This is a genomic window from Acidovorax sp. sic0104, from assembly GCF_019219095.1.
Lineage (GTDB): Bacteria > Pseudomonadota > Gammaproteobacteria > Burkholderiales > Burkholderiaceae_C > Acidovorax.
Window position 1 is genome coordinate 69527 of sequence record NZ_JAHUWH010000006.1, and the last position, 15307, is coordinate 84833.

Sequence of the window (15307 nt, forward strand, 5' to 3'; positions counted from 1 at the left end):
GCGCCGATCCAGCGATACACGGAAACTTGCCACCATGCTGCTCACCATCGTTGCCTTCATTGTTGCCCTGGGCATCCTGATCGCCGTGCACGAATACGGCCATTACCGCGTGGCCGTGGCGTGCGGCGTGAAGGTGCTGCGGTTTTCCGTCGGGTTCGGGCAGCCGCTTCTGCGCTGGCAGCCCAAGGGTTCACCCACCGAGTTCGTGCTGGGGGCATTCCCGCTGGGCGGCTATGTCCGCATGCTGGACGAGCGCGAGGCGCCCGTGTCTGCCCAAGAGCGGCACCTCGCCTTCAACACCCAGCCCCTGCGTTCGCGTGCAGCCATCGTGGCTGCGGGGCCCATCGCCAATTTGCTGCTGGCCGTCCTTCTGTATTCCATCGTGAACTGGAACGGCGTGCAGGAGCCCAAGGCCGTGCTGGCCAGCCCGGTGACAGGCTCGGTGGCGCACGCCGCTGGCTTGCGGGGCGGTGAACTGGTCGCGCAGGCAGCGCTGGGCACGGACGACCTGGAGCCTGTGCGCTCGTTCGAGGAACTGCGCTGGCTGCTGACGCGCGGCGCCCTCGAAGGCGAGACGGTGCGCCTGGATGTGCAGCCCCAGTCGGGGGCCGCGCACCGCGAGGTTCGCCTGGACATGTCGAAGATAGACAGCCGTGAGGCCGATGCGCAGCTCTTTCGCAAGATCGGCATCCTCGGCCCCTGGACCCGTCCGGTCCTGGGCGAGGTGATGCCTGACGGTGCGGCCGCACGCACCGGGCTGCGGCAGGGCGACGTGGTGCTCAAGGTCGGCGCGACCGATGTGGTGGACGGCCAGCAACTGCGCGAGCTGATCCGCCAGTCCGTGAAGGGCTCGCAGCCCGTCGCCCAGCCTTGGCGCATCGACCGCTCGGGGCAGGTGCTGAGCCTGGACGTGGCGCCCGAGGCCAAGACCGAAGCGGGTGCCGTGGTGGGCCGCATCGGCGCGTATGTGGGTGCGGCGCCTGAGTTTGTCACCGTCGAGTACGGCGTGCTCGAAGGTCTCTGGAGCGGCGTCGTCAAGACCTGGGATGTCTCGATCCTCACGCTGCGCATGATGGGCCGGATGGTCATCGGCGAAGCGTCTCTCAAGAACCTGAGCGGGCCGCTGACGATTGCCGACTACGCGGGCCGCTCGGCCAGCCTGGGCCTCACGCAGTACCTTGTCTTCCTCGCGCTCATCAGTGTGAGCCTGGGGGTGTTGAACCTGCTTCCGCTGCCAGTCTTGGATGGTGGGCACCTGATGTATTATCTTTGGGAGGGTGTCACAGGCAAGGGAGTGTCGGACGCATGGATGGAACGCCTGCAGCGCGGAGGCGTTGCGGTCTTGCTTCTCATGATGTCCATCGCCTTGTTCAACGACGTCACCCGGCTTTTTGGCTAACCCTTTGCCGCGCTTGCAACGCAACTGCGGCTCCAGCTTCATTCATGAAAAAACACATCAATCGCCTGGGCGTGCGTACCGCATCAGCCGTTGCAGCCATGATTTTTGCTGCCAATGCGGCATGGGCACTGGAGCCTTTCAAGGTGCAGGATATCCGTGTGGAGGGCCTGCAGCGTGTGGAGCCCGGCACGGTGTTCGCGTCCATGCCGCTGCGCGTGGGCGACGACTACAACGATGAAAAGGGTGCTGCCGCCATCCGCGCGCTGTTCGGGCTGGGCCTGTTCAAGGACGTGCGCCTGGAGGCCAACGGCAACGTTCTGGTGGTCGTGGTGGAAGAGCGTCCGACCGTGGCGGATGTCGACTTCGCCGGAACGCGCGAATTCGACAAGGACACGCTCAAGAAGGCCATGCGCGACGTGGGCCTGACCGAGGGACGCCCCTACGACAAGGCGCTGACCGACCGCGCCGAGCAGGAGCTCAAGCGCCAGTACATCAACAAGAGCCTGTACGGCGCCGAGGTGGTGACCACGGTGACCCCCATCGAGCGCAACCGTGTGAACCTCACGTTCACCGTGGTTGAGGGCGAGCCCGCCAAGATCAAGGAAGTGCGCATCGTCGGCAACAAGGCGTTCAGCGAGTCCACGCTCAAGGGCCTGTTCGACCAGGACACGGGCGGCTGGCTCAGCTGGTACACCAAGTCGGACCGCTACTCGCGCGCCAAGCTCAACGCCGACCTGGAGACGCTGCGCTCGTACTACCTGCAGCGCGGCTACCTGGAGTTCCGCGTGGACTCCACGCAGGTCGCCATTTCGCCGGACAAGCAAGATATCTCCATCATCGTCAACGTGACCGAAGGTGAGCGCTATGTCGTCTCCGGCGTGAAGCTCGAAGGCAACTACCTTGACCGCGACGACGAGTTCAAGTCGCTCGTCACCATCCGCGCCGGCGAGCCCTACAACGCCGACCAGATCACGGAGACCACCAAGGCCTTCTCTGAGTATTTCGCGCGTTTCGGTTTTGCGTTCGCGCGCGTCGAGGCCGTGCCGGAGATCGACCGCGAGAACAACCGCGTCGCCTTCGTGCTGCAGGCTGAACCGTCGCGCCGCGCTTACGTGCGCCGCATCAACGTGAGCGGCAACAACCGCACCCGCGACGAAGTGATCCGCCGCGAATTCCGCCAGTACGAAGCCTCCTGGTATGACGGCGAGAAAATCCGCCTGTCGCGCGACCGCGTGGACCGTCTGGGCTTTTTCACCGAAGTGAATGTCGAGACCCAGGAAGTGCCAGGCTCTCCAGACCAGGTGGATCTGGTGATCAACGTGGCCGAAAAGCCCACGGGCTCGCTGCAGATGGGCGTGGGTTTCTCCAGCGCTGAAAAGGTGTCCCTGTCGTTCGGTATCAAGCAGGAGAACATCTTCGGCTCGGGCAACTACTTGGGGATCGATGTGAACACCAGCAAGTACCGCCGCACGCTGGTGTTCAGCACCACGGACCCGTACTTCACGAAGGATGGCATCTCTCGCACCTTGGATTTGTACTACCGCACCGACAAACCCTATGAAGATCAGGGCGGTAACTACCAGCTCGTGACCACGGGGACCTCCGTGCGCTTTGGCGTGCCGTTCAGCGAGACCGACACCGTGTTCTTCGGCGGTGGCCTGGAGCAAACGAAGATCAAGCCCGGCACCAACATTCCTGCCACGTATCTCGCATATGCAGACAAGTTCGGCTCCAGCAGCACATCCATCCCGCTGACCATTGGCTGGTCGCGTGACGACCGTGACAGTGCTCTGGCTCCCAACTCGGGCCGCTACCAGCGCCTCAACTCCGAATGGTCGGTGGCAGGTGATGCCCGCTACGTGCGCGCCAACTACCAGTACCAGCAGTATGTGCCGCTGAACAAGCGCTTCACGCTGGCCTTCAACGGCGAACTGGGGATCGGCAAGGGGATGAACGGCCGGCCGTTCCCCGTGTTCAAGAACTTCTATTCGGGTGGCCTGGGCTCGGTGCGTGGCTTCGACCAGGGGACCCTGGGGCCGCGTGATGTGACTGGTGCCTCGTTGGGTGGGCCCAAGAAGGTCACCCTCAATGCGGAGCTGATCGCTCCGTTCCCTGGCGCGGGGAACGACCGGACCCTGCGCGTGTTTACCTTCTTTGACGTTGGTAACGTATACGGTGAGGACGACAAGGTCACCTTCAGTGACATGCGTGCCTCCGTGGGCCTGGGCCTGAGCTGGATTTCCCCGCTCGGCCCGCTGCGTCTGGCGTTTGCGCAACCGGTGCGCAAGTTCGCTGGCGATAGAATCCAGAAACTGCAATTCCAGATCGGAACGTCTTTCTAATGAAATCCTTTTCCCGCCATATCTCCCTGGCCCTGCTGCTCGGCGCCTTCGCCGCTGCCGCACCTGTGCAAGCGCAAGAGTCTTTCCGTGCCGGTTTCGTCAACACCGACCGCATCTTCCGCGAGGCCAACACCGCCAAGGCAGCACAGGCCAAGCTGGAGCAGGAGTTTGCCCGCCGCGAAAAAGAACTGGTGGACATGGGCAACACCCTGAAGACCGCCAGCGAAAAATTCGAGCGTGAAGCGCCCACCATGGCCGAGAGCCAGCGCACCACGCGCCAGCGCCAGTTGGTGGACCAGGACCGTGACTTCCAGCGCAAGCGCCGCGAGTTCCAGGAAGACCTGAGCGCCCGCAAGAATGAAGAACTCTCCCAGGTTCTCGAGCGTGCGAACAAGGTGGTCAAGCAGGTTGCTGAAGCTGAAAAGTACGACGTGATCCTGCAAGAGGCCGTCTACATCAACCCCAAGCACGACATCACCGACAAGGTGATCAAGGCGCTGAATGCCGCTGCCGGCGCCAAGTAAGCCGCTGCGCAGGATGGGTGGCGCGTGAGCTTGCTTCTCGGGCACATAGTCGATGCGCTCGGTGGTTCGCTGGAGGGAGGTGCGGTGGCCGACACCGTCATCACCCGCATTGCGCCACTGGAGGTTGCGGGTCCGGGGGATCTCAGTTTCCTGAGCAACCCGCGCTACCAGCAGCAACTGGCCGCCTCCCGGGCGGCCTGTGTCATTGTGGCGCCCGCGATGCGCGACGTGGCCCAGGCGCGTGGCCCGTGCATCGTCGCGGACAACCCCTACGTGTACTTCGCACGTGCCACGCAGCTGTGGCGGCAGCACACGGCGCCTGCGGTGCAGGGCGGCGTGCACGCCAGTGCGGTGGTGGACCCCTCCGCGCAGGTGCATCCCACAGCCACCATCGGCCCGCTGTGTGTGGTGGAGCGCGGGGCCTGCATCGGTGCGGGCACCGTGCTCAAGTCGCGCGTTACCGTGGGCGAGGACTGCCGCATCGGCGAGCGCTGCATCGTGCATGCAGGTGTGGTGATCGGTGCTGACGGTTTCGGCTTCGCACCCGAGAAGGGGCAGTGGGTCAAGATCGAACAGCTCGGTGCCGTGCGCATTGGCGACGATGTGGAGATCGGCGCCAACACCTGCATCGACCGCGGCGCGCTGCAGGACACCGTCATCGAAGACGGCGTGAAGCTCGACAACCTCATCCAGGTGGGGCACAACGTGCACATCGGAAAGCACTCGGCGATGGCAGGGTGCGTGGGCGTGGCCGGCAGCGCGACCATCGGGGCGCACTGCACCGTGGGCGGCGGCGCCATCGTTCTCGGGCACCTCGAGCTGGCCGACAACGTGCACATCTCGGCCGCCACGGTGGTCACGCGGTCCATCCACCAGCCTGGGCAGTACACCGGCATGTTTCCCATCGACGACAATGCGCGCTGGGAAAAGAACGCTGCGACACTCAAACAATTGCACAGCTTGCGCGAGCGCATCAAGGCGCTGGAGCAGGCCCTCAAAGCAGCATGAACGGAAGAACAACTCGATGATGGATATCCACGCAATTCTCAAGCAACTGCCCCACCGCTACCCCTTCCTGCTGGTGGACAAGGTGGTGGAGCTCGAGAGCAACACCCGCATCAAGGCGATCAAGAACGTCACGTTCAACGAGCCTTATTTCGGCGGGCATTTTCCAGGGCGTCCCGTGATGCCCGGCGTGCTGATCCTCGAGGCCCTGGCGCAAGCTGCGGGCCTGCTGGCCTTCGATGCCATGGGCAAGGTGCCCGATGAGAACAACATCTACTACTTCGTCGGCATTGATGGCGCGCGTTTCAAGCGCCCGGTGGAGCCGGGCGACCAACTCATCCTGACCATCACCATCGACCGGGTGCGCGGAGGCATCTGGAAGTTCAAGGGCGTCGCCAGCGTGGGCGACGACGTGGCCTGCGAAGCCGAACTCATGTGCACGATGCGCAGCGTGGGCTGAGCAGCACCGACGATCTGACCGGACCGTGACCAATATCCATCCCACCGCCATCGTTGCGGACGGTGCGCGCATCGACCCTTCCACTACGGTCGGACCATATGTGGTGATCGGCCCGCAGGTCGTGATCGGCCCAGGTTGCACCGTGGGCCCCCACTGCGTGATCGAGGGCCGCACGACCATCGGCAAGGACAACCGCATCTTCCAGTTCGCCTCGCTGGGTGCCGATCCGCAGGACAAGAAATACAAGGGCGAGGACACCGAGCTGGTCATCGGCGACCGCAACACGGTGCGCGAGTTCTGCACTTTCAACCGCGGCGTGCCGGGCGCGGGCGGCAAGACCAGCATCGGCGACGACAACTGGATCATGGCCTATACCCACATTGCGCACGACTGCCATGTGGGCAACCACACGACCATGGCCAACAACACCACGCTCGCCGGGCACGTGCTGATCGGCGACTGGGTGACGGTGGGCGGTCTGACGGGCATCCACCAGTTCGTGAAGATCGGGGCGCACGCCATGATCGGCTTTTCCAGCGCCGTATCGCAGGACGTGCCGCCCTTCATGATGGTTGATGGCAACCCGCTGTCCGTGCGGGGCCTGAATGCCGAGGGCCTGCGCCGCCGAGGGTTTTCTGCGGAGCGCGTGGCTGTGATCAAGCAGATCCACCGGCTCATGTACCGCCAGGGACTCACGCTGGAGGCGGCCCGCGCCGCCATCGCTGACTTGCCGGTAGCGCACCCCGAGGCCACTGCGGACGTGGCGCTGGTGATGGCTTTCCTGGCCAGCTCCAGCCGCGGCATCGCCCGCTGAGGTTCGCAGCATGAACGCATCCCCCCGCATCGCCATGGTGGCGGGCGAGACATCGGGCGATCTGCTGGCAGGGCTCCTGCTCGACGGCATGCAGGCCCACTGGCCCGCTTTGCAGTCCTTCGGCATCGGCGGCCCGCAGATGGCGCGCCGGGGTTTCCAGGCCCGGTGGCCCAGCGACAAATTGGCCGTGCACGGCTACAGCATCGAGGTGCTGCGCCGCCTGCGCGAGCTGCTTGCCATCCGCAAGGCGCTGCGGCAAGACCTGCTCACAAGCCGCCCCGACGTCTTCATTGGTGTAGACGCGCCCGATTTCAACCTCGGGCTTGAGGCCGACCTGCGCGCTGCGGGCATCAAGACCGTGCACTTCGTCTGCCCCTCCATCTGGGCCTGGCGTGCGGACCGGGTCGAGAAGATCCGCCGCAGCGCGGACCATGTGCTGTGCATCTTCCCGTTCGAGCCCGAGTTGCTTGCGCGGCACGGCATCGAGGCGACTTATGTGGGCCACCCCCTCGCCGGCGTGATCCCCATGGTCCCCGACCGCGCGGCGGCCAGGGCGCAACTGGGCCTGCACGGGTCGGATGAGGTCCTGGCCATCCTGCCGGGCAGCCGTTCGTCGGAAATCCAATACATCGCCAAGCCCTTTTTCGAGGCTGCAGCGCTTGTCCGGCAAGCGCGACCAGCTATCAAATTGGTAGTGCCAGCGGTTCCCTCGCTCCAGGGGCGGATCGCGCAGGCCGCTCAAGCCTGCGGCTTGCAGGACGTGGTGCAGATCGTTTCGGGCCAGTCGCACGCGGTGCTGGCCGCGTGCGATGCGACCTTGATTGCCAGTGGCACGGCCACGCTCGAAGCCGCGCTCTTCAAGCGGCCCATGGTGATCGCTTACCACATGCAGCCCCTGAGCTGGTGGCTCATGCGCCGCAAGCAGTTGCAACCCTGGGTCGGGCTGCCCAACATCCTGTGCGGCGAGTTCGTGGTGCCCGAGCTGATCCAGGACGCCGCCACGCCGCAGGCTTTGTGCGCTGCCACGCTGGATTGGCTGGACGCGCGCAGGCACAATCCGTCCAGGATCAGCGCGCTGGAGCAGCGCTTCACGGCGCTGCACGAAAGCCTGCTCCGCAACACTCCCCAACTGGCAGCCGATGCGATCCAGAAAATCCTCGCACCCGCAACCTGAACAAGCCAGCCTGCCTTGGCATCCCCCTGGCCTTCTGGCGGGGGTGGATGAGGCCGGCCGCGGGCCGCTCGCAGGTCCCGTGGTGGCGGCGGCGGTCATCCTGGATGACCTGCATCCGATAGAAGGCCTGGCGGACTCCAAGACCCTGACCGCAGCCCGGCGCGAGAAGCTCTATGACGAGATCCGCGCCAAGGCGCTGTGCTGCTCGATCGCCGAGGCGAGCGTGGAGGAGATCGACAGCCTGAACATCCTGCAGGCCACCCTGCTGGCGATGCGGCGCGCCGTGATCGGCCTGCGGCTCAAGCCCGTGCGGGTGCTGGTGGACGGCAACCGCTTGCCGCTGCTGGACGTACCGGCCGAGGCCATCGTCAAGGGCGATGCACTGGTGCAGGCCATCTCGGCTGCGTCCATCCTGGCCAAGGTGCACCGTGACCGATGGTGCGCACAGATCGATCAGGACTTCCCGCACTACGGCTTTGCCGGCCACAAAGGCTACGGCACGGCCGTTCACATGGCGGCGCTGCGCGAGCACGGCGCCTGCATCCACCACCGGCGGTCGTTCGCCCCGGTGGCCCAAACCCTGTTTCTGTGAGCCTTGGCGGGTGGCCCGCCCTGGTGACCCCACTGCCGATGACATCCCCTTCCGTCACCACCATCCATTCGCGCGACAACGCTTTCGTCAAGGATCTGCGCCGTCTGGCGCAGGACAGCACGGCCTACCGCAAGCAGGGCAGGGTGTGGCTGGAGGGCGACCACCTGTGCCGCGCTGCCGTAGAGCGGCGCCAACGGCCGGCCATCGCGGTTTTTTCAGAGTCTTTTTGGCCGCTGGCACAGGTCGAATGGGCGCAGGTAGCTCCTAAAATCATAGTGATCTCGGATGCCTTGTTTGCCGAGATCAGCGGGCTGGAGTCCCCTGCGCGCATGGGTTTCGTCATCGATCTGGCGGTGCCTGCCGGGTTGCAGGCCGATGCCGCGACGGTGGTTCTGGACCGCGTGCAGGACGCGGGCAACGTGGGCTCCATCCTGCGCAGTGCATCGGCCTTCGGGTTTCGCCAGGTGGTGGCCGTCAAGGGCAGTGCCGCGCTGTGGTCCCCCAAGGTGCTGCGCGCCGGCATGGGGGCGCACTTCGCGCTCGATCTGATCGAGGGCGTGGAGCATGCAGAGCTGGATGCTCTGCAGGTGCCCCTGCTCGTCACCAGCTCCCATGCGGGCGACTGGCTGCACCGTGCCGCCTTGCCCTGGCCGTGCGCCTGGGTGCTGGGGCACGAAGGGCAGGGCGTGTCGCCAGTGCTGGAGGCGCGTTCTGCAATGCGCATCCGGATCGCCCAGCCGGGCGGCGAAGAGTCGCTGAACGTAGGCGCCGCCGCCGCCATCTGCCTGCACGCGAGCGGCGCTGCGCGCTGAGCCGCGGGGGGCTGCGGCCATCCCCACGGTTTGCCGCCTCTCGTGTGGCAGCGGTGTCGGCTCGACCGCGCGCCACGCCCCGCCAGCGATGGGGGTGGCGATGGCGGGCAAGGCCGGCAAGGCGCCCCCAAAGCTTACTGGTTGCGCAGGAACTGCCGCACGAAATCGTCCTGGTTGGGGGCGTCCTTCTCCGTGCTGAACACCACCTGCGAGCCCTCGACGCGGATCTTGAGCTCCGGGGCGAATCTGCACTGCACCTGCCCCAGGCTTGAAGCCTTGGCCTTGAAGGCGGGGGTGTTGCTGCACATCGATTCGAGCTGGGAAGCGACCACGCCGCAGAAGCTGCCGATGCTCAAGGTCTGCAATTTTTCGTCGTCGATCGAGGCCCAGTCCACCGTGGTTTTCACGGGTACGCCACAGGCGGCGCTGGCCTCCTGGTCTGTCTTGGTCAGGTCCGCCTGAACGCCTGCCAGGCGCTTGTTGCGGTCAAAGCGGGCGAGTTTGTCCTGCAGGCCCTGCTTTTGCTGGCGCTCAAAGCTCGTCTGCAGGTCCGCCACCTTGAACGACTTGGTCTTTTCCTCATGAAATGCCAGAGGCACGCCGTCCCGCTTGCCCGGGAGGTACACCACATACTGGTCGCCGCCGCGATAGGGTTGATGGTTCTTGTGCAGCAGGCCGTAGTTGCGGCCGTCGATGCGTGTGGAGTAGACCTCGCGCCCCGCGCCTTGCTGCTCCAGGTTGCTCAGGAACACGACCTTGTCGATGGGGTCGTTGATGCCGCTGACCCGCACCAGCGCCTGCTTGCCGTCGGCGCTGGGTGCCAGCACGACCTCCACCCCCTGCGGCGCGACAAAGACCTGCGGATACTTGGCGAGTTCCAGCGCGTGCGCCGACAGGGTGAAGCCTGCGCAAGCCGCCAGGGCTGCAATGGGGCGAACAAGTGAAAACATGAAGTCGAGCCTCTCTTGAGAAGAAACAAAAATCCGGCGGTTTCGACCGGGGTGCGCGCGCAGTCTATGGGCCGGGTGATGACTGGAAATGGTTGGAACACTTCCTTACGTAACAAGGTTATGCAAGGCGTGCATTTGCCGGAGCCAGACTGGTGAAGGGTATAATCGGGAGCTTTTCTCGCAACAGCGTCGCCCGATCGCACCCAAAGCAACAATCCATCTGAGAGCAGCCACCAGCACTGCGTACGTTTGCGTGTACGAGTGGCCTGCAGGCGCCGGGCGACCGTAACCATCCGGAGAACCCAGTGCTTTTGTCTCTCAAGGGAAACTTCCCGCCCGCCATCCTGGCGCTCGCAGACGGCACGGTCTTTATCGGCAACTCGATCGGTGCCACCGGCACCACCGTCGGTGAGGTGGTGTTCAACACCGCCATCACCGGTTACCAGGAAATCCTCACCGACCCCAGCTATTGCCAGCAGATCGTGACACTCACGTATCCGCACATCGGCAACTACGGCGTCAATGGCGAGGATATCGAAGCCGACAAGGTCCATGCCGCGGGCCTGATCATCAAGGACCTGCCGCTCCTGGCCAGCAATTTCCGCCAGTCGGAAACCCTGTCGCAATACCTCGTGCGCGAGAACACGGTGGCCATTGCCAATATCGACACCCGCAAGCTCACGCGCCTGCTGCGCAGCAAGGGCGCGCAGAACGGTGCCATCGTCGGCCTGCCTGCAGGCCAGGCCGTCACGCCGGCGCTGATCGATGAAGCCATTGCCAAGGCCAAGGCCGCTCCCCACATGGCCGGGTTGGACCTGGCCAAGGTGGTGTCCACTCCATCGCGCTACGAATGGACCCAGACCGAGTGGAAACTCGGCTCCGGCTATGGAGAGCTCGCCCAACCCCGGTTCCATGTGGTGGCCTACGACTTCGGCGTGAAGAAGAACATCCTGCGCATGCTGGCCGAGCGCGGCTGCAAGGTCACCGTGGTGCCCGCCAAGACGCCTGCCGCCGATGTGCTGGCTCTGAAGCCCGACGGCGTGTTCCTGTCCAATGGCCCCGGCGATCCAGAGCCTTGCGACTACGCCATTGCGGCCACCCGCACCATCGTGGACAGCGGCGTGCCCACCTTCGGCATCTGCCTGGGCCACCAGATCATGGCGCTGGCCGCAGGGGCCAAGACCTTCAAGATGACGAACAGCCACCACGGCGCGAACCATCCCGTGAAGGACCTGGACACCGGCCGCGTGAGCATCACCAGCCAGAACCATGGCTTTGCTGTGGACATGCAGTCGCTGCCCTCCAACCTGCGCGCCACGCACGTCAGCCTGTTCGACGGCACGCTGCAGGGCCTGGCGCACAAGGACAAGCCGGCCTTCTGCTTCCAGGGCCACCCAGAGGCATCGCCCGGTCCGCACGACATCGCCTACCTGTTCGACCGCTTCACCGACGCCATGCGCGCGGCCAAGGCGGACTGAACGTACGCAAGAGCGCCATGAAACTATTCAGCTTCCCCTTGGGCACGCTTGAAAAGGCGATCCACAAGCGCGTCCTGACGCTGCCGTCGCCCCATCGCGAATGGTTCACCGAGCGATGGGCGCAAAAGCCCTACAAGAAAGCCTTTGTCGAAAACAAGGCAATGCCGCTGGTCACCCTTGTGGCCAAGGGCAAGACGCTGGATGACGAGGCTTTCGCAGAACTGCTGCAGGACTGGGAAGTGACCTTTTATGACGCCGAAGAAGAAGTCCTGCGCCCGCTGATCCAGGGTGACGGCCTGCTGCAACTGATGCAGAAGAACCTTCCCCCTGCACGCGCCGAGGCGCTGCTTGCCAAGCTGACCGCACGCCGCCCACTGGCAGACGCAGCAGCCCCCGCCCAGACCCCTGGCCCCCAGGCAGCCGAACCCACGATCGACTGATCGACGCACCATGCCAAAACGTACAGACTTAAAAAGCATCCTCATCATCGGCGCCGGCCCGATCATCATCGGCCAGGCCTGCGAATTCGACTACTCCGGCGTACAGGCCTGCAAGGCCCTGCGCGAAGAGGGCTACAAGGTCATCCTGATCAACAGCAACCCTGCGACGATCATGACCGACCCGGCCACGGCCGATGTCACCTACATCGAGCCCATCACCTGGCAGACGGTCGAGAAGATCATCGCCAAGGAGCGCCCCGACGCCATCCTGCCCACCATGGGCGGCCAGACCGCGCTCAATTGCGCACTGGACCTGTGGCGCAACGGCGTGCTCGACAAGTACAAGGTCGAGCTCATCGGCGCCACGCCCGAAGCCATCGACAAGGCCGAAGACCGCCTGAAGTTCAAGGACGCCATGACCAAGATCGGTCTGGGCTCCGCGCGCTCGGGCATCGCCCACAGCATGGACGAAGCCTGGGCCGTGCAAAAGAGCGTGGGCTTCCCTACGGTGATCCGTCCCAGCTTCACGCTGGGTGGCACCGGTGGCGGCATTGCCTACAACCCCGAAGAGTTCGAAACCATCTGCAAGCGTGGCCTGGAAGCCTCGCCCACCAACGAGCTGCTCATCGAAGAATCGCTGCTCGGATGGAAGGAGTACGAGATGGAAGTGGTCCGCGACAAGGCGGACAACTGCATCATCATCTGCTCCATCGAGAACCTGGACCCCATGGGCGTGCACACCGGCGACTCGATCACGGTGGCTCCCGCGCAGACTCTGACCGACAAGGAATACCAGATCATGCGCAACGCGTCGCTCGCGGTGCTGCGCGAGATCGGCGTGGACACGGGCGGCTCCAACGTGCAGTTCTCGGTCAACCCGAAGGACGGCCGCATGATCGTCATCGAGATGAACCCGCGCGTGTCGCGTTCGTCGGCGCTGGCCTCCAAGGCCACGGGCTTCCCCATCGCCAAGGTCGCCGCCAAGCTGGCCGTGGGCTACACGCTCGATGAGCTCAAGAACGAGATCACCGGCGGCGCCACACCTGCATCGTTCGAGCCTTCGATCGACTACGTGGTCACCAAGATCCCGCGTTTCGCGTTCGAGAAATTCCCCACGGCCGACAGCCGCCTGACCACGCAGATGAAGTCGGTGGGCGAGGTCATGGCCATGGGCCGCACCTTCCAGGAGTCCTTCCAGAAGGCCCTGCGCGGCCTGGAAGTGGGCGTGGACGGCATGAACGAGAAGACCCAGGACCGCGAAGTGCTCGAAAAGGAACTGGGCGAGCCCGGCCCCGAGCGCATCTGGTACGTGGGCGATGCGTTCGCCATGGGTTTGTCGGTGGATGAGGTGTACGACCTCACCAAGATCGACAAGTGGTTCCTGGTGCAGATCGAAGAGATCGTGAAGATCGAGCTTGAACTCGACCAGATCGCCGAAGCCAAGGGCGACGCTGCGCTGGCCGCTCTGGACGCCGACACGCTGCGCTCGCTCAAGAAGAAGGGCTTCTCGGACCGCCGCCTGGCCAAGCTGCTCAAGACCACCGAAAAGGCCGTGCGCGAAGCGCGCCGCGCCCTCAAGGTGCGCCCCGTCTACAAGCGCGTGGACACCTGCGCCGCCGAGTTCGCCACCAACACCGCCTACCTGTACTCCACCTACGAGGAAGAGTGCGAGGCCGAGCCGACCACCAACAAGAAGATCATGGTGCTGGGCGGTGGCCCGAACCGCATCGGCCAGGGCATCGAGTTCGACTACTGCTGTGTGCACGCGGCGCTCGCCATGCGCGAGGACGGCTACGAGACCATCATGGTCAACTGCAACCCCGAGACCGTCTCCACCGACTACGACACTTCCGACCGCCTGTACTTCGAGCCGCTCACGCTCGAAGACGTGCTCGAGATCGTCGACAAGGAAAAGCCGGCCGGCGTGATCGTGCAGTACGGTGGCCAGACGCCGCTCAAGCTGGCGCTGGGCCTGGAAGCTGAAGGCGTGCCGATCATCGGCACCTCGCCCGACATGATCGATGCGGCCGAAGACCGCGAGCGCTTCCAGAAGCTGCTCAACGACCTGGGTCTGCGCCAGCCGCCCAACGCCACGGCACGTACCGAGCCCGAAGCGCTGGAGAAGGCGGCAGCCCTCGGTTATCCGTTGGTGGTGCGCCCCAGCTACGTGCTGGGCGGCCGCGCGATGGAGATCGTGCACGAGCAGCGCGACCTGGAGCGCTACATGCGCGAGGCCGTCAAGGTGAGCAACGACTCGCCCGTGCTGCTGGACCGCTTCCTGAACGACGCCATCGAATGCGATGTGGACTGCCTGCGCGACCCCACCGGCAAGACTTTCATCGGCGGCGTGATGGAACACATCGAACAGGCTGGCGTGCACTCGGGCGACTCCGCGTGCTCGCTGCCTCCGTACTACCTGTCCAAGGCCACGGTCGATGAACTCAAGCGCCAGTCGGCCGCCATGGCTGCCGGCCTGAACGTGGTGGGCCTGATGAACGTGCAGTTCGCCATCCAGGAAGTGGAAGAGAACGGCGTGAAGAAGGACGTGATCTACGTGCTGGAAGTGAACCCCCGCGCCTCGCGCACGGTGCCGTTCGTCTCCAAGGCCACGGGCATCCAGCTGGCCAAGGTGGCTGCGCGCTGCATGGCGGGCCAGTCGCTGGAATCGCAAGGCATCACCGAAGAAGTCACGCCGCCGTACTTCAGCGTGAAGGAAGCCGTCTTCCCGTTCGTGAAGTTCCCCGGCGTGGACACCATCCTCGGCCCCGAGATGAAGTCGACCGGCGAAGTCATGGGCGTGGGCAAGACCTTCGGCGAAGCCTTCGTGAAGAGCCAGCTGGGCGCCGGCACCAAGCTGCCCACGTCGGGCAAGGTGTTCCTCACCGTGAAGAACAGCGACAAGCCCCGCGCGGTGGACATCGCGCGCCAGCTCGTGGCGCTGGGCTTCGACCTGGTGGCGACCAAGGGCACGGCGGCGGCCATCGAGGCCGCGGGCGTTCCCGTCAAGGTGGTCAACAAGGTCACCGAAGGCCGCCCGCACATCGTGGACATGATCAAGAACAACGAGATCGTGATGGTGATCAACACCGTGGAAGAGCGCCGCAACGCGATCGCCGATTCGCGTGCGATCCGCACCAGCTCGCTGCTGGCGCGCGTCACCACCTTCACCACCATCTTCGGTGCCGAAGCTGCCGTGGAAGGCATGAAGTACCTCGACAATCTCGACGTGTACTCGGTGCAGGAACTGCATGCGCAACTGGCGGCCTGAGCCCCGGTAAAAGCGGCATAATTGCCCGCTGAACAACACCGCCGCGCGG

Annotated in this window: 13 protein-coding genes; 12 read left to right on the forward strand and 1 reads right to left on the reverse strand. The window is 64.7% G+C overall.

What is annotated here, in order from left to right; genetic code table 11:
- The first annotated feature begins 34 nt into the window (after nucleotides 1-34).
- Genes rseP through KW835_RS11590 form a run of 9 tightly spaced genes read left to right on the forward strand, consistent with a single transcriptional unit; the run spans nucleotide 35 to nucleotide 9122 of the window.
- Nucleotides 35-1399, forward strand: a complete 1365-nt coding sequence (rseP, locus tag KW835_RS11550; protein ID WP_218382530.1) for an RIP metalloprotease RseP — start codon at nucleotides 35-37, stop codon at nucleotides 1397-1399.
- A gap of 44 nt (nucleotides 1400-1443) precedes the next feature.
- Nucleotides 1444-3741 (forward strand): outer membrane protein assembly factor BamA, encoded by a 2298-nt coding sequence (gene bamA, locus KW835_RS11555; RefSeq protein WP_218382531.1) that lies wholly within the window; start codon nucleotides 1444-1446, stop codon nucleotides 3739-3741.
- Entirely contained in the window at nucleotides 3741-4265 is a 525-nt protein-coding gene (locus tag KW835_RS11560; RefSeq protein ID WP_218382532.1) for an OmpH family outer membrane protein, read from the forward strand. Before bamA ends, KW835_RS11560 begins: the two co-directional genes overlap by 1 nt.
- A gap of 24 nt (nucleotides 4266-4289) precedes the next feature.
- Nucleotides 4290-5273, forward strand: a complete 984-nt coding sequence (gene lpxD / locus KW835_RS11565) for a UDP-3-O-(3-hydroxymyristoyl)glucosamine N-acyltransferase (RefSeq protein WP_218382533.1) — start codon at nucleotides 4290-4292, stop codon at nucleotides 5271-5273.
- Between the two features lie 16 nt (nucleotides 5274-5289).
- On the forward strand, nucleotides 5290-5730 hold the full coding sequence (fabZ, locus tag KW835_RS11570; RefSeq protein WP_218382534.1) for a 3-hydroxyacyl-ACP dehydratase FabZ: 441 nt from the start codon (nucleotides 5290-5292) through the stop codon (nucleotides 5728-5730).
- Between the two features lie 25 nt (nucleotides 5731-5755).
- Complete coding sequence (gene lpxA, locus KW835_RS11575) at nucleotides 5756-6544, forward strand: acyl-ACP--UDP-N-acetylglucosamine O-acyltransferase (protein ID WP_218382535.1); 789 nt, start codon at nucleotides 5756-5758, stop codon at nucleotides 6542-6544.
- A 10-nt stretch (nucleotides 6545-6554) separates the two neighbouring features.
- A complete protein-coding gene (gene lpxB / locus KW835_RS11580; protein ID WP_218382536.1) occupies nucleotides 6555-7718 on the forward strand; it encodes a lipid-A-disaccharide synthase in 1164 nt (387 codons plus the stop codon).
- Nucleotides 7684-8310, forward strand: a complete 627-nt coding sequence (gene rnhB, locus KW835_RS11585) for a ribonuclease HII (RefSeq protein ID WP_218382537.1) — start codon at nucleotides 7684-7686, stop codon at nucleotides 8308-8310. The genes lpxB and rnhB overlap by 35 nt, the downstream gene beginning before the upstream one ends.
- Nucleotides 8311-8348: 38 nt before the next feature.
- On the forward strand, nucleotides 8349-9122 hold the full coding sequence (locus tag KW835_RS11590; RefSeq protein ID WP_218382538.1) for an RNA methyltransferase: 774 nt from the start codon (nucleotides 8349-8351) through the stop codon (nucleotides 9120-9122).
- Nucleotides 9123-9256: 134 nt separating this feature from the next.
- On the opposite strand, the gene KW835_RS11595 is transcribed toward KW835_RS11590, so the two are convergent.
- A complete protein-coding gene (locus KW835_RS11595) occupies nucleotides 9257-10072 on the reverse strand; it encodes a hypothetical protein (RefSeq protein WP_218382539.1) in 816 nt (271 codons plus the stop codon).
- A gap of 305 nt (nucleotides 10073-10377) precedes the next feature.
- On the opposite strand from KW835_RS11595, the gene carA reads away from it, so the two are divergent.
- Genes carA through carB form a run of 3 tightly spaced genes read left to right on the forward strand, consistent with a single transcriptional unit; the run spans nucleotide 10378 to nucleotide 15258 of the window.
- Entirely contained in the window at nucleotides 10378-11550 is a 1173-nt protein-coding gene (carA, locus tag KW835_RS11600; RefSeq protein WP_218382540.1) for a glutamine-hydrolyzing carbamoyl-phosphate synthase small subunit, read from the forward strand.
- 17 nt (nucleotides 11551-11567) lie between these two features.
- Nucleotides 11568-11990, forward strand: coding sequence for a hypothetical protein (locus KW835_RS11605; RefSeq protein ID WP_218382541.1), 423 nt, complete (start codon nucleotides 11568-11570; stop codon nucleotides 11988-11990).
- 10 nt (nucleotides 11991-12000) lie between these two features.
- On the forward strand, nucleotides 12001-15258 hold the full coding sequence (gene carB / locus KW835_RS11610; protein ID WP_218382542.1) for a carbamoyl-phosphate synthase large subunit: 3258 nt from the start codon (nucleotides 12001-12003) through the stop codon (nucleotides 15256-15258).
- Nucleotides 15259-15307: the final 49 nt, after the last annotated feature.

Bases quoted from the DNA above. Each gene is read 5' to 3' on its own strand.
- fabZ (WP_218382534.1), top strand. From the start codon at position 5,290: ATGATGGATATCCACGCAATTCTCAAGCAACTGCCCCACCGCTACCCC.
- carB (WP_218382542.1), top strand. From the start codon at position 12,001: ATGCCAAAACGTACAGACTTAAAAAGCATCCTCATCATCGGCGCCGGC.
- bamA (WP_218382531.1), top strand. From the start codon at position 1,444: ATGAAAAAACACATCAATCGCCTGGGCGTGCGTACCGCATCAGCCGTT.
- KW835_RS11605 (WP_218382541.1), top strand. From the start codon at position 11,568: ATGAAACTATTCAGCTTCCCCTTGGGCACGCTTGAAAAGGCGATCCAC.
- KW835_RS11590 (WP_218382538.1), top strand. From the start codon at position 8,349: ATGACATCCCCTTCCGTCACCACCATCCATTCGCGCGACAACGCTTTC.
- lpxB (WP_218382536.1), top strand. From the start codon at position 6,555: ATGAACGCATCCCCCCGCATCGCCATGGTGGCGGGCGAGACATCGGGC.
- rseP (WP_218382530.1), top strand. From the start codon at position 35: ATGCTGCTCACCATCGTTGCCTTCATTGTTGCCCTGGGCATCCTGATC.
- KW835_RS11595 (WP_218382539.1), bottom strand. From the start codon at position 10,072: ATGTTTTCACTTGTTCGCCCCATTGCAGCCCTGGCGGCTTGCGCAGGC.
- rnhB (WP_218382537.1), top strand. From the start codon at position 7,684: ATGCGATCCAGAAAATCCTCGCACCCGCAACCTGAACAAGCCAGCCTG.
- KW835_RS11560 (WP_218382532.1), top strand. From the start codon at position 3,741: ATGAAATCCTTTTCCCGCCATATCTCCCTGGCCCTGCTGCTCGGCGCC.